Source organism: Chlorobiota bacterium, assembly GCA_016710285.1.
GTDB lineage: Bacteria > Bacteroidota > Ignavibacteria > OLB7 > OLB7 > OLB7.
On sequence record JADJXR010000001.1, the window covers coordinates 694,782 to 714,358 of the forward strand.

Sequence of the window (19,577 nt, forward strand, 5' to 3'; positions counted from 1 at the left end):
AATCCTATTCCCTCCTCATCCCCCTGCGTTTTCTCCTCACTCTATCTCTTCCCTTTTTGAAGTTGCTGCGGCTTTGCGGAGTGCTTCGGCGGATTGCTCATCTTCCTCAATCACCTGCTCCAGCTCGGTAAACAGCTCGCTAATTGTGGGCGCGCTCTCGGCTGGCAAGGCGGCCGGGGTTGGCGTGCTGGCCCGGGGGGCCCGGGCGGCCTTCGCTTTCCCCTTTTCGGTTGCTTCGGGTTCGGTTGCTCCGGGGCTGGCATCTTCGGGCTGAACTTCCACCGCTTCCGTTTCCGATTCGGCCTCTGCGTTCTCTTCGTGTTCAGGCAGCTGAGCCTCTGGGCGGACGATTGCGCTGCGGCTTGGCTCTGCCATTTCTTGCGGAGCAATTTCGGCGATTGACTCGTTGGCCGGGGGTTGCTCTATTGTTCCGGCGGAGCGGGCAATCCGGTAGCTAAGCGGGACCTCCACCTTCTGCGATTCCTCGGATTGCGGAACGGCAGGAAGCACGCGCGCCGTGGCAGGCTCTGGCTTTGCTGCGGACGTTAGCCCTGCTTGGCTGACGGCATTTTCTTCCGGGCCAAAAATTTCGTTCTCTTCGCCGTCGCCATCCGGCTCCAGCGACGACATCCGCTCCCACAGCGAAAGGTCAATGTCGTCGAAAATACGATCCTGGGCTTCAAGTCGAAGCAGTTGCTGGAACTGCTCGAAGGTCATCGGCAAGCCCTGGCGCAGCTGCTCGATGAACTCAATTAAGAATTGCGCGTTCTCATAATGCCCCTGGAATCGCCGCGTGGCGTAGTCCTTGGCCGACTCGGTCGAGATAAGGAATTGCCAATCGGAAGATTGCTGCAACAGCAGTTCGCGGGCAAGCTGTTTCAGCACGCGCTCTTCCAGCAACTGCTCCTTGTCGTGGGTGCTGATAAGCTCCACAAGCCTTGCTTCAATCTCGTACAGCAGTGGCCAGGTCCATTGTGTTTCCTCGTTCAGCCACACTTTATGATGCCCCCCTTCTCCCCACGATCCCTCGGGAATCTGGATCACAACGCCTGGTGTTTTTGCGTCCAACTCCTGTGGCGCGGTGCGCAACCGGACGTTTGGGTTGTTGGAAAGGCGGCGGATCACCTCCCCCAAAAACCGTGGCCCCTCGAACCACCAATGGCCAAACAGCTCGGTATCGAACGGAGCCGAAAGGGTCCCCTCGCGCCCGGTGGCGTTGCGGTAGCGGCGCATCCGTTCTTCCACAACCCGCACAAAATGGTCCGCCTGGGCGCGGATGCGTGCGCCAACGTAATCGGGGCGATACCGCTGCTTGTCGCCAAGGTCCGCGCGCGAGTCGGTAACGCGCCAGTAGCGCATTCCATTGTTATGATGCTTCTTGTGGAACTCCAAATACTCAGGGTCGCCCGGGTAGCCAAACGCCCCGCTCCAGACCTGCAACGTGGTTTCTGCGTCGCGGGTGAAGACCACTGCGGTTCCGGCTTCATCATCGCCAGCCGAGCAGATTCGGTACAAGTCGTGCACGGCGCGGGAGTCCTGCAGGTCCAGATAGCGGCTGCCGTCGCGGCTTAGCTCCCACTCGTGGCCGAACTGGTTAAGGAAACGGTCCAGCGGGATTCCGGCGCGGGTCAGGTGGCTATCCACCACGGTGTATTCCAACCCATGCCGGGCAAGGGTCTGTTCGATTCCATCACGCTGGATCGGCTTGGCATCGGGGCTGAAGACGGGCGGGGTCCAAAGGTAGCTTGGGCGGTAGGCGCATTCCGGCATCCAAATGCCACGCGGGCGTTGCCCAAAATGGCGTTCGTGAACCTGGGCGGCAAGTGCCACCTGCGCGTTCACACTCTCCTCACGGCTTAGCAGCGGCAGATAGCCATGGGTTACGCCGCAGGTCTGGATTGCAATGGCTTCCTTCTCCAGCAGCTGGCGGAACGCCGCCACAAGGTCGCGCCCGTACCGCAGGTTGAAATCCATTTTGCGCGCCATGTACCAACCAAGCCAGAACTGCGAAAGCTCAAGGTATCCGCTCTCCTCGGGGCGTTCCAGGAAGTACTCATAATCGGCGTAGGCCGCCTTGATTTTTTCGTCGAAGTACTCGTTCAGGATTTCCGGGAACTCGGGGTCCGCCAATTGCTCCACCACCACTGGGGAGAGTGAGATGGTGATGGTTGGCGAGATTCCTTCGCTTACCAAATTCCAGCACTCGTTCAAGATTGGGATGTAGCATTCCGCCGCCGCTTCCGATAACCAATCGGTGCCATGCGGCCATTTGCTGTGCCGCAGGACGTAGGGAAGATGCGTGTGCAGAATGAGAACAAACGAGCCGTCCACAAGGGTTGACGTTTTGTGTGAATAGGAGCAGGAAAATATCGAAGCGGTAAGAAGCGCACGGCGGGCACTGCCCAAAGTAGCAAGTGCTCGCCGTGCACTTTTTTTGTGTCATCCCCGCTCAGTCCACAGGTTCGTTGGTTGCTGTGGCCCGGGGTGGTTCCCCTTCTTCGTGCCGATGCTTAGTGGAAGGTCTCGCCAGTATCGGGGAAGGTGAAGTTTGGTCCGGCGTTGTTCAGTTGGATTTCGCCGTACTGCGCTTCGTACTTGTTGATGTTGTCCATCAGTGCGTTCAGGAACAGGCGCGCGTGCTGCGGTGTCATCACGATGCGTGCATGAACGCGAGCGCGGGGAACGCCCGGCAGGATACGGGTGAAGTCCATCACAAACTCGGCCGGCGAGTGGCTGATAATCGCCAGGTTGGAGTAGATGCCTTCGGCCTCTTTCTCCCCTAACTCGATGTTGATTTGCTGGCCTTGTGATTGATCGTTGTTGTTGTCCATTGTTGATTATTGGTTATTGGGAAAGTGTTGCACGCTCTGGTATCACCTGCTGAGTCGTTAGGCAAAAACGGTCCTTGCCTCCTATCCTTATCCACCCAGTTCGCTTGCCTTTTTGTCGGCAGCTTCCGCTTTTTTGCCGTCGCCGATAATGGCATACAGGCGGCTTAACCTGCGCCAGTAATCGGCGGTGCGGGCGTTGTCGCCAACGTTCTCCACGGCTTCCATTTCGCGGACTGCGTTTTTCAGGTTGTCGGTCTCGCCAAGCACGTCGTACAGGTTGGCAAGCTCCCCTAACAGCTGGTAATCGCCACGGCGTGCGGGGATTGCCTTCAACTGCTCAAAGTATTTTTTGGATTCGCGAAGCGGCTTCCGGTACTGCTCGATTTGGTCGGCGGTGGGCTTCCCTTTCGATGCCTCGCGGATTTCTTCCTGCTTCCGTGCACCCAAGTTTTTGTACACCGCACCCAAGTTGAACAGCGCGGTCTGCAGGGCCTTGTCGTCGCTTGGCAAACCCAACGTCAGAACCTTGCCGAACTGCTCAATGGCTTTGTCGTACTGCTTTTGCTCGTTATACAGGTTGCCGTAATTGATGTACGGGCGCGGGTTCTTGGGGTCGCGGCGGATCTGCTCGTCCAGGGCTTTCATCGCTTCATCGGTCCGCTTGGTGGCCACATAAATTTCGGCAACAATCTCCCCGATGTCGTCGCGGCTTGCGTCAAGCTGCTCAACGGTGCGCAGGTACTTCAACGCCTCGTCGAACTTCTTGGGATCGCTTTCGGCGGCGTTGTAGGCCTGCACCCCAAGCGAGTACCAGGGGGATGAACGGATGGTGTTGCCAAGCTGCTGGCGGATAATCTCCGGCGTTTTGTCGCTGGTGCTGTAGAACTTCCAGCCTTCCACCACCGAGGCTTCGCCAGGCTTTTCCGCTGGCCCAAAATAGACGTAGAGATTTTTCGCTTTGTAGAACGCGAACCCGCCCACGGAATCCACCACTTGCGCGGCATCGGGCTTGCCGGCGCGGGCTTCAAGCTGGCTTCGGTTCAGCCCCAAGGCCAGGCCCATTTCCAAGCCCGGGGTAACGTCGCGGCCAGCAACTTCGGCATACTGCTGGTAGGTTTTTGTGGTCATCGCCTCATCCTTCAAGCCAAGATAGACCTGGGCGCGAAGGAAGGTGTTCTCCGGGTAATTTTTCCGAAGCATCTCTGCCGAATCCAACTCCTTCAAGGCTTGGGAGTAGCTGTTGTTGTTGTAGTCCCGCAAGGCCGCGTTGAATTTGTTCAGCCAGCCATTAAAGCGGCGTGCGGCGATGTCCTGCCGCTGGCCATCGCTGATGGATGCCGATGGAGTCGCCTCCGCTTTGGCGTAGGCTTCGTCCATCTCCACCCAGCGGCTTTGGTCGTTGTAGATGTCGCCAAGAAGCAACCACGCTTCGGTATTTCCTGGGCGGGCGGCAACCTCTTTCGTCAAGGCTTCTTCCGCCTTCTTGTAGTCTTTGGATTTCAGTGCCACCCGTGCAGTCGTCACTTCGCTAGAGGCGCACTCGAAGCCGCTGAACGCCAGATAGAGCGTTGCGGCACACAGCAGCAGCAGGGAACGGGAAAGGTTCATACCACAGATCGGTTTATCAGTTGCTGGGAATCAGTTGCTGGGAATCAAATTGTTGACTATTCCAACCTGCTTGGCAACAATAGCGCAGGGGCAGCCCACAATTTGGCCGCCAAACCTAACCATTTGCCCGCGCCGGAGCAAGGTTCTTCCATATTACAGTATCTCAAAGTGTAGGCGGCCAAAGCCAACGGCTGGCGACGGTGGGAAGTTTGTTTAGCTTTGCAGAGCAATCAGTTGGCGGCTGCCCGGGGTTCCGATGCCCCGCCGCCGGAACCGATTCCAGCCGTTAGTCTGAACTTCACACGACCGTTTTTCCATACCGCTGTTCCCATGCCATATTCCAACGAACGTCACTCGCCAGAGAAGTTAGCCGAGATTGCCCGCGAGATTCGCCGCGACATCATCCGATCGCTTGTGGTGGCGAAATCCGGCCACTCCGGCGGCCCGCTTGGCTCGGCCGATATTTTTGCCGTCCTGTACATGGGCGGCGTGATGAACCACGACCCGCAAAACCCCGCAAAACCCGGGCGGGACCGCTTTATCCTTTCGGCTGGCCATATGTGCCCGGTGCTGTACGCCACGCTTGCAAACGCTGGGTTCTTCCCAAAAAGCGAGCTGCTGACGCTCCGCAAATTTGGCAGCCGGCTGCAGGGGCACCCCGGGCGCGACATGCACCTTCCCGGAATCGAAAGCAGCACGGGATCGCTGGGGCAAGGCCTCTCGATTGCCGTTGGGATGGCAATGTCCGATAAACTTGTGGACCGCAACAATGCCCGCGTGTACGCCCTTACCGGCGATGGCGAGCTGCAAGAAGGCTCCATCTGGGAAGCGGTGATGTCCGCAGCGCACTATCAGCTGGACAACTTCTGCATGATCGTTGACAACAACGACTGCCAGATTGATGGCCGCGTCCCCGACGTGATGAATATCTATCCGCTTCGGGAGAAATTTGAGTCGTTCAACTTCCACGTGATTGAGTGCGACGGCAACAACACTGCCGAACTTCTTGCCGCATTCGACGAAGCCAAAACCATCAAAGGGAAACCAACCTGCATCATTGCCCGCACCTACATGGGCAACGGTGTCAGCTTCATGCAGGATAAGTTTGAATGGCACGGCAAACCCCCAAGCGAAGACCAAGCGAAAGTAGCCTTGGAAGAGCTGGCATAGAAAGGACCAAGAATCAACAACAGAATCAATAACGCTTTAGATACAATGACCACGTACGGCTCGAAAGCAACACGATTTGGATTTGGGGAAGGGCTTGCGGAGTTGGGGGAACGCGACGAACGGATCGTCGTCCTGGGTGGCGACATCACCGGCTCGGTTCTTACCAGCCTCTTCAAAGAAAAATTCCCCGATCGCTTCTTCTCGATGGGTATCGCCGAACAAAACGCAACCACGGTGGCCGCGGGCTTGGCCCTTAGCGGGAAGGTTCCGTTCTTTGCCAGCTACGGCGCGTTCTGCGCGCTGCGGAATGCGGACCAGCTTCGCATCTCCGTTTGCTACAACGAAGCCAACGTAAAAATCGGCGGCGGCCACAGCGGCATCTCCGTTGGACCCGACGGCGCAACCCACCAGGTGCTGGAAGATATCGCCTTCCTTCACTCCCTTCCCCACATGACGTTGGTGGTCCCGTGCGACTACCTTGAAGCCAAAAAAGCCACCATCGCTATCGGCGAAATGGTTGGCCCGGCCTACATCCGCTTTGGTCGCGAATCCACGCCGATGTTCACCACCGAGGAAACCCCCTTCCGGCTTGGGAAAGGTGAGGTGTTCCGCCAGGGGAACGACGTTGCCATTATCGCCTGCGGACCAATGGTGTGGGAAGGATTGGTTGCTGCCCAGGAGCTGGCAAAAGAAGGGATTGAAGCGCGAGTGATTAACATCCACACCATCAAGCCGCTGGATGAAGAGATTATCGCCCAAGCCGCGCGCGAGTGCGGGGCGATTGTCACTGCCGAGGAGGCCCAGATTATCGGCGGGTTCGGATCGGCAGTGGCCCAAGCGGTTGTGAAAAACCACCCGGTGCCAATGGAGTTCGTGGGCGTTACCGACACGTTCGGCGGGTCCGGAACACCAACCGAGCTGATGAAAGCCTTTGGCCTTACCAGCAGCGACATCTACAACTCCGTCAAGAAAGTGCTGATGCGCCGCAGCGGCCAGTGGAACGGGTTCCAACGGATGACCGAAGTTGGGATGGAAGGGGAACACCCCGCAAACTACCCCAAACCTGGCGTGGTCTTCCCGATTGAAGAATTGATCGAGGCCGACCGCCAAGCTGCCGAGCAAACAGTGGAAGAATAGCGGCTACTCATCAAGAGTATCACACACGATTTCCAGTGGGCTGGGGGGCTATCCTTCCCCAGCCCATTTTTTTTCATCAGCCAACGGTTCATTCAATCCCGCACGATAGAGGTCCGGCCATGCCCAATCAGCAACTCACGCATCTGAACGAAGATGGGACCGCCCAGATGGTGGATGTCTCGGCAAAAGAAATCACCCAGCGCGAGGCCCGCGCCGAAGCCACCGTCAGCCTTAGCCCCGAAGCGTTTGCCGCGCTGAAGGCGGGGAATCTGAAAAAGGGGGACGCGCTGGGCGTTGCTCGGGTGGCGGGCATCATGGCGGCAAAACGGACTGCGGACCTTATCCCACTGTGCCACCCCCTTCCCCTTTCCAAAGTCTCCGTCGAGTGCCAACTGGTGGAAGCAACCAACACCATCAGGATTGAGGCGCTGGCGAAAGTAGCATCGCAAACCGGCGTTGAGATGGAGGCCCTGACCGCCGCCACCATCGCCGCGCTGACCATCTACGACATGTGCAAAGCCCTGGACAAAGGGATCACGATTGAAGGAATACGCCTGCTGGAAAAACGTGGCGGAGCGTCGGGAGAGTGGAGCGCGCAAAACATCACCCCAGCATCTCCAAACGGATAGCCACCTCACTTCCGTCGGGACAGTCACCTCCGCAATGGTAGCCGCCCCGACCTCCGTCGGGATTGATAAAAGGTCTTTAGCCTTCGGTGTCATCTTCGATGCCATCAGGCCGAACCCCCACGCCATACCAGCCCTGAAAGGGCGACCCATGCCAGCCCAGGGCAACGCCCTGGGAAAAGAACCACCCCCCATGCAACACCAGCCCTGAAGGGGCGACCTCCATCCGGTTAGAGATGTTGTTGAGGGTGTGGATGTTCGGGGACGATTCCCAAATCGCCTCCGATTCCCAGAGCGATGCCCTAGGCTGTGATAGGATGCCCCTTCAGGGCGAAAGAGGGGAACGCTTCGGGAGTTTTTGGGAAGCAGCACCGTAAAAGTTAGCCACTACCGATTGAATCGGGATTGATAAAAGGTCTTTAGCCTTCGGTCTTATCACTGAATTTGGGGGCGAAATTCCCCCTTGCGTGGAAGGCCGCGCTTGCTCAGGTTTGTTTGTCAAGAAATAGGACCTCAATCAATAACCGTTCACATCTTCATCAAATCAGGAGGGAAAAATCATGCTTCGCACATTAGCAATGCTCATGCTTGGCGGGATGCTTTGGATAACCGCAGCCCATACAGCATCAGCAACGGTGGCAGTATCGGTGCCGAATTATCCAACAGTGGCGCAATTAGAGGCGGGATGGAATAACGCATTTATTGCAATCCTAACAGCCGCGCATGGTGCCGCGCCAACAATCACAGAGACCGTAACCTACCACGGGACAAGCGGGGAAATCTATGTGGTTTCCAAATTCACAATCGGGACGATTAATGGCTCGATACTTGGGCTGGCATTTGACCCCAAGTCTGCGACATCATTAGGAAGCGGGAATTATCGCTACGGTGCGGCGCACGCATTCCGGTGCGAAAATTCCAGTTCTTCCTCCTGCTCGGCAATTCGCAGTAAATTTCCGAATGGCGATGTGCAAGAAAAATGCAACTGCAATAAAGGGAAAGGCGGCTCCTCGTTAATTCCAATAAATGGCCAATTAATTGGCACGTATGATTTGAACCCCGCAAATTATTCTGGCTTGCCAACAATGAATTAAATAATCGTCCGGCACTTGCAATCAGTCATTCCACACCCTCAGGTTTGAGGAATATGGAATGACTGATTTTTTTAGCACTTGATAGAAGCACATTGTAATCCCGACAGAAAAAACCACCCCGCTCCAGCGTGCTTCGTTACCCCTCCGATAATTTCCGATCCTCCTCCTCGCTCATCTCAATCGCGTTCACCTCGGTGGCGGTTCCGCCGCGCAGCCGCCACGTGGAAAGCTGGTGCGGAGCAAGCGTTGCGGTCCATTCAATGCCGAGCAATGGAAAGTGGAGTTGCGCGGTTGTGTGCTTCCCCGATAACTCGTGCAGCCGCACAATCCAACCACCGCGCTCTCCATTATTTTCTTCACCATTTTCTGCCTCATTTTCCCCATCATTTTTTTCATCATTTTTCCCACCATTTTCTCCATCACTTTCCTCGCTCCGTTTCAGCACGGTTGCGGCCACGTTTGTGGCGGAGATAATTATTCCACCGTTGGGATCGGCCTCCGGAATGGAGCCTTCGTGGGCCGATTCCAGATGCGGGATCAGCGGGGCGTTCAGGAGCATTCCGGCTTTGGCCAGCAACTCCATTGGGGCAGCGTCGGCAACGGGATGAAGGGTGTAATGGAACCGCTGCACCCCTTGATCCAAATAGTCCAAATCTTCATCGGGATGGAAAGGGTGGGGGGTGTGGAGCGCGTAGGCCGGGGACCGCAGCACCGTCATCCGAAGGTCGCCGTCGGGGGTAAGGGAGAAGCTATGTTTGGCATCGGTGGCAATCCCCAGCGTGGCGGGCTGGCGGTTGGTTGTTCCAGCGGTTGTTCCGCTGGCGGCAAACCACGTTCCGCACGGGCGTTCGGTTCCGTCGGCGGGTTTCCACGTGGCAACGCCAGCCGATTCGGCAACGGAACGCGGCGCAGAAAGCCCGGTAGGGAACGCGAGCTTCAGCATCTTGTTTTGCTCCCCCCAAAACAGTTTCACCGCAACCTCCAGATAATCGGAGTGGTGATAGAGCTTGAAATCTTGCTGAATCCATGAAGCCCCAAACCAGGTTCGCGAGCGGATGGTGATATGGGTTGGGCCGTTCTGAACCACGCGAACTTCGGCATTGCCAAACCGGCCAATCACTTCATCGAACGCCGTTGCCCCATGCCCCCAAGTGTCGGTTGGGTCGTCAATCACCAAGCCCGCCGCGCCGCCGCCATGCAGCAGGCAAATCCCCGATTGTTTATGGAGCAACTCCGTGATGCAGCCATCGCGCAGCGAGAAGCAAACCCGAAGCTGGGCGTTCTCCACCTGCAGCCAATCCTCCCGCTGCTGGATGCTTGCGCCCCGGTGGTCGGCGTGGGGGGATTCCTGGCCATAGATCACCCGATACTGCCGCCAGCCAAACGCAGGGACATCGGCCAAGAAGGTGACGGCCACGCGGTCCTTCCCGATTTTGCCCGAGGTGAAACCGATCTGGCACGGAAGGTCGCACCCCGCGCCGTCGGTGACGCGCAGGTGGATTGGCTGGGTCCAGAGGGATTTATCAATGTCGTGCCACAGCTCGAACGTCACCCCGTGGCGCACGGCCCACGAGTGGGAATTGAAGACCAACAGCGCGGTCCCTTCGCCGCCGGAAGTGGCCACCTTTCGGGCAATCCGTTGAATGGCGTAGCGGGTCGCTTGGCGTGCGGTGTTTAAGGCCTGGCCGTACGTCTCCATCGCCTCCTGCAACGCCTCGCGAATCGCCACACCGCAAAGAATATCATGGAAATGATTGAAGCAGACGTTCTCCCACGCGCGCCGGAACTCCGTGGCCGGATACCCCGCCCCCACCCGAAGCGCGGCAAGTGCGGAAAGGCGTTCGGCTTGCAGAAGCAGATGCTCGCTCTGGCGGTTCAGCCGCTTGATTTCCGAGTGGGCACTGTAGCAGCCCGGGGCGTTCAGCTGAAGGTCATCGTGCCAGGAAGGGAGCGGCTGGCGCGGGTCCTCCCCGTTCCGAATCGTCGCAAAAAAACGCTCGGGATTGCTGAACTCCACCGCCGAAAACTGGGAGTTGCTGCTGGCCTCGATAATCTGGCGGATATGCTCCTTTGTTGGGCCGCCACCATGGTTGCCAACGCCATAAAACAAGCACCACACGTCGCCAACGTTCCGAAGCGGCTGGGCCGGGTTGGATAGGTTGGAAGGACGATGGAAGGCCTCGGCCAGGTCCGCAATTTTTTTGGGGACGGAGGACTCATACATGTTGTAGTGGAACGGCACGCGGTAAGCCAGAACGTTTGAGCCATCGGGAGAATGCCAGCGGATAATGGGGGAAGGAAGGGGAAGCTCGGTGGGGTCGGGCCGGCAGAAAATGTAGCTTGGCATCCCCGACCGCGCCAGCAGCTGCGGCAGCCCAAGCGTGTGGCCGAACGCGTCGGGGCTGTAGCCAACGCGGGCGATGCGGCCAAAGCTCTGCAAGAAATAACGCTGCCCAAGAAGCGCCTGCCGCAGGAATCCTTCCGCCGAAGGGAGGTTGCAATCGGCCTGGGTCCACCAGCCGCCAACAATCGCCCAGCGCCCCTGGGCCACCCGCTGCTGTATCTGCCGGAACAGCTCCGGCTCCACCTGCTCCACCCAGCGATAGTGCGCTGCCGAGCTGCACGTAAAAACGAACTCTGGCGTTTCCTCCATCCGCTGCAGCGCGGCGCGGCAGGTGGAGAGGAACGCCTCCATCCCTTCCCCCCAGCACCACATCCATGCTGGGTCCAAGTGGGCGTTTCCAACCATCTGGATTGAAGGTTTCGGGGTGTTCAACATGGGGCTGGGCATGGATTGAGAGAGTTGCTGAAAATGGAGATGTTTTTTTCTGGTTAGTACGGGCGTTCTTCGGCGCCGAACGCATGGTTCAGCGCGCCGGGGACGGCAAGGGCGTGGGCGGCGGTTTTCTGCCCGTGGTCGCAGGCTTCCTGTAGCGTATCGCCACGGAGCACGGCGGCAATGAACCCGGCGTTAAAGGCATCCCCCGCGCCGGTGGCATCAACCACCGTAACGCTTTCGGGAGGGCGGAACCAGACCAGCTCGCCATCGCGCCAAAGTGCGCAACCGTCGGCACCAGCCTTCATGCAGATGGTCCGAACGCCCTGCTCGGCAAAGCTCCACAGAAGATGCTCGACCTGCACTCCATCCCACGCCATTTCCAGATCGGCTTGCGACGGCAGCAGGATATCCACGTAGGGAATCACCGCCTCGATCCGGCGGTGATATTCTTCCGGAGTGCGCCACAGTTGCGGGCGGTAGTTGGTGTCCAGCACAACGGTGGTGGTGCCGGCCACCGCTTCCAGCAGGGAAATCAGCCGCGCTGGTTCCTTCATCACCGCAAGAGTGATCCCCGAAAGGAGCAACGTGCGCGAACCACGGACGAACTGGGTCAGTCGTTCGGTGGAGTAATGGAGCAAAGTTTCGGTGGCCGCCGAATCGTTCCGCCAGTAGTGGAAATGGTGATGCCCGGCATCGTCCAGCTCGATGAAGTATAAGCCATTGCGCCGCCCGGGAAGCCGCAGCGTGTGGGAAAGATCAATCCCCTCGGCCTGCATTCCGTTCACGATCATCTCGGTGAATAAATCGTCGCCCACTGCCGAGACGTAGGCGGTGCGAAGGCCAAGCCGTGCGGCGTAAAACAACGTGTTGACCGCGTCGCCAGCGAACGCCGGGCGGAACGTGCCATCGCGGCGGCGCGAGAACTCCACCAAGCACTCGCCAATGGAAAGAAGATCAAATACCTGCGTAGGGTCCATGGGGCTGCAAACTACGCAGCGGAAGCCTACGTTCGGCGGGGCGTTGCGATGGTTTGTGGCGATTCTTTGGTTGCGGTTGTGGCTGGCTCTCCCGTATGTTCGGTTCGGCGTGAAAGAATCAACCAATTACCTGTTCCACATTCTTGCTTGGATGCTTCCTGTGGTTGCCATCCAGTGGGCGTTGGCGTGGCGTGTGTTCCGGCGGAACTTGCGCGGGGTGTTCCTTCCGCCGCTGATAATCGGGACCTACTACGTGATTGCCGACACGTTCGCCGTGCGCGACGGGATTTGGTATTTCGATCCCCAACAGATTCTTGCGCTGTCTGTTGGGGTTCTGCCGGTGGAGGAAGTGATCTTCTTTTACCTGACGGCCCTCCTTGTCTCGCAAAGTTTTGTGATGCTGCTGCCAAAAGGATACCGGCGGGAGTAGGCGCGGGCAAGGCTCCCCTTTCGCCCCACTTTTTCATTCTCCGCAAACTCTTCTTCCCAAACAACCAACAAACGATTATGCCTCCGCAACGAACAGCTTCTTCCGATCTTCCAGCCATTTTCATGGACCTCACCCGCCGGTTGGCGGGGATGCTGCTGATCGTTATCGGCGCGTTACTGGTGTTCATTGATTACGATTACCGCACCCACGGCGACGGGCAACAGCAGAGCTTCAGCATCTACGGAGCCATGGCGGTGCTGACCATTGTGGTGGGAACGCTGATTGCCGCATGGACCCGCCCCGCTGCCGGGCGCGCGGTGCAACGCTACGTGAAAAGCCTTTCCGAAGGTGATCTGGAAATCGCCATGCTCTACGCCCCACCCCAGGCAACGCGGGATTGGGTGATTGAAGAAGTGATACTCCCCAACCGCCACTTCCTGATGTACCACCGGGGAAGCCGCCTCCGCACCGAACCAGCACGAGAGGTTGAAGGAAAAAAGCAGAGAAGAGTCACAGGAAGCATCAGCTACGGAAAGGCAGGCGAAGGCACGGTGGAAGCAGAGGTGGCCCAGATGGAGAACAAACAATGGCGCGTGGTTTCCATGAAGTTGCAGGAGCCGAACGGATAGATAGAGAGCGTGGCGATGCCAACAACAGTAGCCACAACCCACCAACGTATCAGGCCCATCCTCCAAACTGGAGAATGGGCCTGACGATGATTGCTGGATTGCTGCGGCGAAGCGATTACTGCGCCCGCTCGGCTTTCACCAAGTTCATTTCAAACCCGGTGATGAAATAGGCTCCCAACGGGTTTAGCAAGACGGTTTTGCTGTCCATTGCCCACTTCACCAAGCCGCTGTCAATGTCGAAGTCGTAGTGAAGCACCATCGAATCGCTCAGGATTGCCGGCGCGGTTGGGTTGCTCACGCTTGTGGCGGTGGCGGTCATGGTGTGGTCCGTGCTGAACAGCCCGGTGAACGTTCCGGCAGGAACCGTTGCGGGTCGTTTGGACCGCCCCAAATGCTGTGCCTTCATCTCGGCAGAGATGGCAGTGGGACCGATTAACGGAAGGTCCACCGTTGTGGCGGTCTTAAACGATGATATCCACGTCAGCGCGTTGGTGCTTTTGGTGTCGCCAACTTTGGCCCAGCTTTTTGCCAGCTGGGAGATAAACGGGCGAATGGTTTCTGGGAACCGCTTCAGGACCTCGCCAACCGCGTCGTACTGGTGGATGGTTCCGTCGCTGTTGGTTTGCAGGTAGATGGTGTCGCGCCCGGTTTGGGTTGTGCCAGTGGAATCCAGATAGACCTGGTCAATCTTGGCAACATTGGCCTGGCCTTGATAGCTGGCCAAAAGCTCCAGCACCGTCCAGACACGCATGGTTTTGCTGGTTGCCACCGGTGCTTGGGTGGAATCACGATCATAGACCTCGTAGGTGAACTTGTCGTTCGCTTTTACCGTGAACGACTTGTTGACTTCGGTGGTGACAGGGTCGTCGCCACAGCCGGCAATGCCGAGCATCAGAATGCTTGCCGAAGCAAGCGCAAGGAAGTTTTTCATCCGTTGATTAAGGTTGGTTGGTTGTTGGTTTGTGTATGGAGTACGTCTGTTGAATGCTTGCAGCAGGGGAAGCCGGGCGTGCGGTCCGCCGGTTGCGCGTGGGCCGTTCATCGCCTGCCAATCGTGACGACACGGCGGGGCGAAGATTGATAACACCCCGTTCACTCTGGCAACCGCGCAATATTATCGCGGACGGCTTGGGCCGAGCGTCTCAGGGCCATCCGTTCTTCCTCCAGAAGGCCAATCTCCACAATTTCTTCGATGCCGTTCCGCCCCAGTTTTGTTGGAACCCCCAGCACCACATCCCGAAGCCCATACTCCCCTTCCAGCAAGGTTGCGCAGGGCAAAATCCGGCGTTTGTCGCGGGCGATGGACTCCACCATTGCGGTGATGGCCGCCGCCGGAGCGTAAAACGCGGAGCTGGTTTTCAGAAGGTCAATGATCTCGCTTCCGGCGTTGCGGGTCCGCTCAACAATCGCCGCAATCCGTTCGGGGGGGAGAAGGTGCGCCAACGGAATCCCGGCAACCGAGGCGTACCGAACCAGCGGGACCATTGCATCGCCGTGGCTCCCCACCACCAGCGCGTCAACATCTTCCACCCCGGCCTGAAGCTCTTGGGCGATAAATGCCCGCAACCGTGTGGAATCCAGCACTCCCGACATCCCAATCACCCTGCGGCGCGGCAGCCCGGTGGCGCGCAACGCCACCCAGGTCATCTCATCCACCGGGTTGGAGACGGTGATCAGAATGGCGTTTGGGGAACGATCAACAACTTGGCGTGCAACGTTGCGGACGGTTTCGGCATTGCGGGCAAGAAGGTCGTCGCGGCTCATCCCCGCCTTGCGTGCCAGCCCAGCGGTGATGACAACGATATCGGAATTCGCCGTGGCATCGTAGCTGGTTGTGCCGGTGATGCGGCAATCGCTTTCCACCAACGGGGCGGCTTGGTACATATCCAAGGCCTTCCCATATGCCAATCCCGGAACCACATCCAATAGGACAACTTCGCGGGCAAGCTCCAGCGCGTACATCCGTTGCGCGGCGGTTGCGCCAACGTTCCCGGCACCAACAATCGAAACTTTCATGCAGGCAATATTGCTGTTGGATGGAAGAAAATGGTGGCGAAGCTACAAATTCCCCTGCCAAGAGGGAACGATGGAGGGAAAAAAAACTTTGTGAACTTGCCAACCAATTCGCCGCGGAAGCACCCGCCCCACCACGGGGTAGCGGGCTTCCGCAGCGAAAGGTTTTGCGGTCCGTTTTTTGTGGCTTTGCCGCGCAGCTTTGCCTTGTTGTTCCTCTATCGTTTCACCACCACCCCTTGCTTCCCATGGACCTTCACAAAGTAGGTTCCGGCAGGAAGCGATTGCAGGTTTAGCGTGGCACTCCGCTGGCCATGTGGAACCCGCTGCCGCAGCAGTTCGCGCCCCTCCGCATCGGTTACTCGCAGAATGGATTCGGCAGATTCCCCCTCGGTTGCCGTGGCTTCCCAATGGACCGCCACAAACTGGGCCGTTGGGTTTGGATAGAGCCGTATCTGGCCGCGGCCCTCTTCTCTCACTTCCTCCTCCTCCTCCACCCCCAACGCCGATTGGCCGTTCCCGCTCAAGATCAGCTGCAGGGCCGAAGTCACTCCGGTTCCATCGAAGGTGAGGGTTTCGCGGTCGGGATCGGCGCGTTGGGGAAGGCTGGGGTTCGGTTTCCAGCCGTTGGTGTGATCGTCAACATCGCGGCTCCATAGTTGGAAATTGGTTGGGCGGTCGCTTGCGCTAACGTCGGCAAACGCGCCGAACATCAGGCTATCCACCGTGAACTGGCTGTTCTTCCCCCAGTTGCGCACAATCCAATAGCTGTTGGCAAATCGTTCGGTTCCGCTTGGCAAGCTGTCGGGCAAGGCCGCAAGGTGATACACCGCCAACTCACCATCGGGATACACCGCCCCGGTTGCCGGAAGGTAAATGCTCAGCCCGGCGGTGTCGAACATTTTGGCCCCGCCACTGCTGGCGGCCAATCGTTGGCTTACCCCAACCGCTACCGGCGCGGTGGATGCCACGCGCAGGCCGCCTGCGTTGACCGCGTGGGTTCCGCCAACACGGTTGAACACCAGGTTCCGGTCCTGCTCGTTGAACTGATAGTAGGCCACCAGCCCCTGCGCTCCGCTCCGCGGGATCAGGTGCATCGCCTCCCGCACTTCCGCTTGGCTTAATGGGCGGTTGTAGATTTTCAGCTCATCAATCTCCCCACGGAAATTCCCCCCTTGCCCGGGCAGCCCTCCGCCAAGCTCGAACGGAGTTGCCGAAAGGTCGAACCCGGTGAAATCCCCATTGTACACCCAGGGTTCGCCGTTGCGATACAGGGTGACGTGATCCGGATGGACGGTCATCGCAACGTGAATCCACTTGGCGGTATCAAGGTTGAAGGGAGAGGTGAGTTGGTACGGCACGCCGCGCCAGTAGAACGTGAGGTTTGTGTTGGCACGGTATCCCAAAAACGCGAACCCAAACCCAAACCCAACATTGCTTCCCCAGCTGGTGAGCAGTTGCGAGAACGATTGCTGGATGGTGTCCAGCTTCACCCATGCCGTCACGGTAAAGCCGGTTGCTCCGCTTAGCTCGGGGATCGGATCCAGGGTGGCTCCATCGGCGCGGCTGCTAAGGTTCAGGGCCAGCCCGGCAATCGTATCCAAATCGCACTGGCTTTCGCGGACTTCAATCATCTGCTCAATCGTGCGGGTGCTGATTCCCTCGGGATTTTTCACAGTAAGGCTAACGCTGTAGATGCCTGGCTTCCCAAACACCACTTTTGGATTACGGACGGAACGGGAGCTAACCCACGCCGCGCCGGGGAACTCCCACTGCCACGTTGCGCCGGTGTGGTTCAAGGCGGAGTAATCGTCGAAGCGGAAGGTGTCGCGCGGGCAGGTGCTAAGGCGTTTGTCGGCCATTGGCTGGGCCAGCGGCTTCGACGGCTCGAACAACGGGGTTTCCCAAATCCCCATGCTGCTGCCGGAACGGAGCTTGCCATCGCGGTAGAAGATCTTCAGCCCGCGAGTGTAATGGCTTACCGGAAGGCCTGTGCCAACCGGTTCCCAGTTGTTCAGCGCGTTGTTTCGGTAGAAGACCCGCCCGCCGTCGCAGGCGATATAAACTCCGCCATCGGTTCCAAGTTGGTGGATGATGTCGCTGATGTAGAAATTCTGCATGACCGCCGTGGTAAGATTCTCCCAGGTTTGGCCGCCATCGGTGGTTTTGAAGACGGTCCGCCCCGTTGCGGCGTAGCGATAGGCAACCCACAGCACGTTCGGGTCCGTTCCGCTAACGGTGATAGCGGCAACGCGGCGGTCGCGGCCGGTGGTAGCGGGCGGATTGGCGCATTGGCTCCATGTTGTTCCGCCATCGCTGGTGCGCCAGATTGCACCATCGGCGCGGGGATTCGAACGTTCGGTGACGTAGATCACCTCAGGGTTGCTGCGGCTGATCTCGATATGCTCAATGGCTGCATCAGGGTCGGGGCTGGCGAAGATGGAGTCGTAGATTGCGCCGTTGTTCAGGCTTCGCCACAGGATATTTTTCTGGCCGATCCAGACGGTGGTGTAGCAGCGCGGATCCCACGCCATCTCGCTGTACTCCATCAGGTAGTAGCTTTCGTTCGGCCACTTGCCAACAAGGAAGCGGGTTGCCGGTTGGTCGAACGCAGGGGGGATAATGTGGCCGCCGATATCGCTGTAGTAGGTGCGTCGTGCGTTCCCCGGGTTCACGTAGCCGGTTGCGGCCTCTCCGCCATCCATTCGTAGGAATCGTCCGCCATAATTTTCGTGGATTGCGGTGTTGCCGTTGTGGTATCGTCCGCCAACCATCACGTCCTCGTTCCACCCCATATCAAAGCCCCAGAAGTCGGAGCCATTCAGCCCGTTGATGCGTGCTTCGGCGTTTTTGGTGTCGGCAAAAAAATCGGTGGAAAGGGTCATTCCGCCATCGGTGGCAATCCAGGTTTCCCCGGCCAATGCGCGCATCTCCTGGATGTCGGGATGGATTGGAAAGGGGCCGGTGTAACCGCCAACTGCGGCGAACGATGCCCCGCCGTTGGTGCTTCGGTAGGCAGTGGTGGTGGCCACAATTAGGTGATCCGCATTCTGCGCCGATGCAACGATGCTCAGGTCGTAGTAGCCTTGCCCGTTGTTCATCTTCAGGCTGTCGGTTTCGCCAATGGCCGCCACGGTCCACGATTCACCACTGTTGATGCTTTTCATCACCCTGGGTCCGGCACTGGTGAGCAGCACCGCGTAGATGCGTTTTGCATCGGCGGGGGTGACGGTCATTCTTCCCTCCCCTTTTGTCAGCCCCGTTGGCCACCCCGTTGTGCGTGGGGTGAAGGAGTTGCCCATGTCGGTTGATTTCCACACCTCGTAGAACTTGGTGTCGGGGTTGTATTTCAGCACGTAGATCTGGTTCGGGTCGGCGGTGTTGATTTCCAGATCGGCAATTCCATCGGGCAAGATTTGGGTCCAATCTTGCCCGGCGTTGGTGCTGCGGAACAGCCCCAAATTCCCCGCCGCAAAAACCATACTTGGTGCCGATGGATGGACCTCGATGTCGTTCAGCCACAGGTCCTTCAGGGTGAACAAGGTTTGCCATGTTGTTCCACCATCGTTGGTGCGGCGGATTGCGCCGGGCGCGCCCAGATAAACGATGTCAGGGTTTGTTGGGTGGATGCTGATTGCCTCGGTTTGCAGCACGTACTCCGCCCCAATCTGCTTCCATGTTTTCCCCTTATCCACCGTTTTGAATATCGCCCCCGGCTCGGTCCCGCAATACAGCACCGACGGGTTGCTGCGGGAAATATCGAACCCATAAACGTTGGCCTGCCACGGGCAAGGGGGTTGGTCGGCGCGGGACGATTTTTCCCAGAACGTCTCCATCGTCAAATTTTTCCATGGAACAGGGGCGCGCTGCGGCTGCGCGGAGTGCTCCATTTTTGGGCGGCGCATCGCCTCGATGGCATCGGGGGATAGCTGTGCCACGCTTCCATCGGCGTTCATAAACGGCATCACTGCCCGCCGCCAACGCCGGTAAAATTTCGTCCAGTTGTTTTTGCTGAACTCGTGGGTGCGGTAGTAGGCATCGTAAGCACTGTCCAGCTGCAAGGCGTTGATGGGGGGGTGATAGAGGAACCGCGCCCAATCGGGCATATCGGCCTGCTGGGCCGGGAGCGTTAGCGGGTTCACGTACTGGGACCGGGCAACGGACCAACCGCAGCACAGCAGCAATGGAAGAAGCAAGGAAAAGCGGAAGGAAAGCATAGCGGTAAGCAGAAATGGTGGAACGACCAAGAAGAAGGCTGTGTGATTGAACAGGAGGACCAGCAG

The 19,577-nt window shown here is 58.4% G+C and carries 14 protein-coding genes; 6 read left to right on the forward strand and 8 right to left on the reverse strand.

What is annotated here, in order from left to right; genetic code table 11:
- Window positions 1-36: 36 nt before the first annotated feature.
- The 3 genes from IPM61_02510 to IPM61_02520 all read right to left on the reverse strand — a co-directional run bounded on the left by IPM61_02510 (window position 37) and on the right by IPM61_02520 (window position 4,439).
- Window positions 37-2,331 carry a DUF1957 domain-containing protein gene (locus IPM61_02510; protein ID MBK8910178.1) on the reverse strand — a complete coding sequence of 765 codons (2,295 nt, stop codon included), beginning with the start codon at window positions 2,329-2,331 and terminating at the stop codon, window positions 37-39.
- A gap of 179 nt (window positions 2,332-2,510) precedes the next feature.
- A complete protein-coding gene (locus tag IPM61_02515; protein MBK8910179.1) occupies window positions 2,511-2,831 on the reverse strand; it encodes a DUF3467 domain-containing protein in 321 nt (106 codons plus the stop codon).
- A gap of 87 nt (window positions 2,832-2,918) precedes the next feature.
- Window positions 2,919-4,439, reverse strand: coding sequence for a tetratricopeptide repeat protein (locus IPM61_02520; GenBank protein ID MBK8910180.1), 1,521 nt, complete (start codon window positions 4,437-4,439; stop codon window positions 2,919-2,921).
- A 330-nt stretch (window positions 4,440-4,769) separates the two neighbouring features.
- Here IPM61_02520 and IPM61_02525 point away from each other — a divergent pair, with 330 nt between their 5' ends.
- From IPM61_02525 to IPM61_02540, 4 genes are all read left to right on the forward strand, one after another.
- Window positions 4,770-5,609, forward strand: coding sequence for a transketolase (locus IPM61_02525; GenBank protein MBK8910181.1), 840 nt, complete (start codon window positions 4,770-4,772; stop codon window positions 5,607-5,609).
- A 45-nt stretch (window positions 5,610-5,654) separates the two neighbouring features.
- A complete protein-coding gene (locus IPM61_02530) occupies window positions 5,655-6,746 on the forward strand; it encodes a transketolase family protein (protein ID MBK8910182.1) in 1,092 nt (363 codons plus the stop codon).
- A gap of 119 nt (window positions 6,747-6,865) precedes the next feature.
- Window positions 6,866-7,375 (forward strand): cyclic pyranopterin monophosphate synthase MoaC, encoded by a 510-nt coding sequence (gene moaC / locus IPM61_02535; GenBank protein ID MBK8910183.1) that lies wholly within the window; start codon window positions 6,866-6,868, stop codon window positions 7,373-7,375.
- A 557-nt stretch (window positions 7,376-7,932) separates the two neighbouring features.
- The gene (locus tag IPM61_02540) at window positions 7,933-8,466 is read left to right on the forward strand and encodes a hypothetical protein (protein MBK8910184.1); all 534 of its coding nucleotides are present in this window, start codon (window positions 7,933-7,935) and stop codon (window positions 8,464-8,466) included.
- A 136-nt stretch (window positions 8,467-8,602) separates the two neighbouring features.
- Here the strand turns inward: IPM61_02540 and IPM61_02545 are convergent, their stop codons facing one another.
- Window positions 8,603-11,245, reverse strand: a complete 2,643-nt coding sequence (locus IPM61_02545) for an alpha-mannosidase (GenBank protein MBK8910185.1) — start codon at window positions 11,243-11,245, stop codon at window positions 8,603-8,605.
- A 53-nt stretch (window positions 11,246-11,298) separates the two neighbouring features.
- The gene (locus IPM61_02550; GenBank protein ID MBK8910186.1) at window positions 11,299-12,222 is read right to left on the reverse strand and encodes a sugar kinase; all 924 of its coding nucleotides are present in this window, start codon (window positions 12,220-12,222) and stop codon (window positions 11,299-11,301) included.
- On the opposite strand from IPM61_02550, the gene IPM61_02555 reads away from it, so the two are divergent.
- On the forward strand, window positions 12,221-12,652 hold the full coding sequence (locus IPM61_02555; protein MBK8910187.1) for a lycopene cyclase domain-containing protein: 432 nt from the start codon (window positions 12,221-12,223) through the stop codon (window positions 12,650-12,652). The genes IPM61_02550 and IPM61_02555 overlap by 2 nt on opposite strands.
- Window positions 12,653-12,729: 77 nt before the next feature.
- Window positions 12,730-13,281: a hypothetical protein gene (locus IPM61_02560; GenBank protein MBK8910188.1), complete on the forward strand. Its 552-nt coding sequence runs from the start codon at window positions 12,730-12,732 to the stop codon at window positions 13,279-13,281.
- Between the two features lie 115 nt (window positions 13,282-13,396).
- Here IPM61_02560 and IPM61_02565 read toward each other — a convergent pair whose 3' ends face one another.
- From IPM61_02565 to IPM61_02575, 3 genes are all read right to left on the reverse strand, one after another.
- Window positions 13,397-14,323, reverse strand: coding sequence for a hypothetical protein (locus tag IPM61_02565; protein ID MBK8910189.1), 927 nt, complete (start codon window positions 14,321-14,323; stop codon window positions 13,397-13,399).
- Between the two features lie 50 nt (window positions 14,324-14,373).
- Window positions 14,374-15,297 (reverse strand): malate dehydrogenase, encoded by a 924-nt coding sequence (gene mdh, locus IPM61_02570; GenBank protein MBK8910190.1) that lies wholly within the window; start codon window positions 15,295-15,297, stop codon window positions 14,374-14,376.
- Between the two features lie 215 nt (window positions 15,298-15,512).
- Window positions 15,513-19,511, reverse strand: coding sequence for a T9SS type A sorting domain-containing protein (locus IPM61_02575; protein MBK8910191.1), 3,999 nt, complete (start codon window positions 19,509-19,511; stop codon window positions 15,513-15,515).
- Window positions 19,512-19,577: the final 66 nt, after the last annotated feature.

Bases quoted from the DNA above. Each gene is read 5' to 3' on its own strand.
- IPM61_02520 (MBK8910180.1), bottom strand. From the start codon at position 4,439: ATGAACCTTTCCCGTTCCCTGCTGCTGCTGTGTGCCGCAACGCTCTAT.
- IPM61_02550 (MBK8910186.1), bottom strand. From the start codon at position 12,222: ATGGACCCTACGCAGGTATTTGATCTTCTTTCCATTGGCGAGTGCTTG.
- IPM61_02545 (MBK8910185.1), bottom strand. From the start codon at position 11,245: ATGTTGAACACCCCGAAACCTTCAATCCAGATGGTTGGAAACGCCCAC.
- mdh (MBK8910190.1), bottom strand. From the start codon at position 15,297: ATGAAAGTTTCGATTGTTGGTGCCGGGAACGTTGGCGCAACCGCCGCG.
- IPM61_02565 (MBK8910189.1), bottom strand. From the start codon at position 14,323: ATGAACGGCCCACGCGCAACCGGCGGACCGCACGCCCGGCTTCCCCTG.
- IPM61_02575 (MBK8910191.1), bottom strand. From the start codon at position 19,511: ATGCTTTCCTTCCGCTTTTCCTTGCTTCTTCCATTGCTGCTGTGCTGC.
- IPM61_02555 (MBK8910187.1), top strand. From the start codon at position 12,221: ATGGGGCTGCAAACTACGCAGCGGAAGCCTACGTTCGGCGGGGCGTTG.
- IPM61_02515 (MBK8910179.1), bottom strand. From the start codon at position 2,831: ATGGACAACAACAACGATCAATCACAAGGCCAGCAAATCAACATCGAG.
- IPM61_02530 (MBK8910182.1), top strand. From the start codon at position 5,655: ATGACCACGTACGGCTCGAAAGCAACACGATTTGGATTTGGGGAAGGG.
- IPM61_02525 (MBK8910181.1), top strand. From the start codon at position 4,770: ATGCCATATTCCAACGAACGTCACTCGCCAGAGAAGTTAGCCGAGATT.
- IPM61_02540 (MBK8910184.1), top strand. From the start codon at position 7,933: ATGCTTCGCACATTAGCAATGCTCATGCTTGGCGGGATGCTTTGGATA.
- moaC (MBK8910183.1), top strand. From the start codon at position 6,866: ATGCCCAATCAGCAACTCACGCATCTGAACGAAGATGGGACCGCCCAG.
- IPM61_02560 (MBK8910188.1), top strand. From the start codon at position 12,730: ATGCCTCCGCAACGAACAGCTTCTTCCGATCTTCCAGCCATTTTCATG.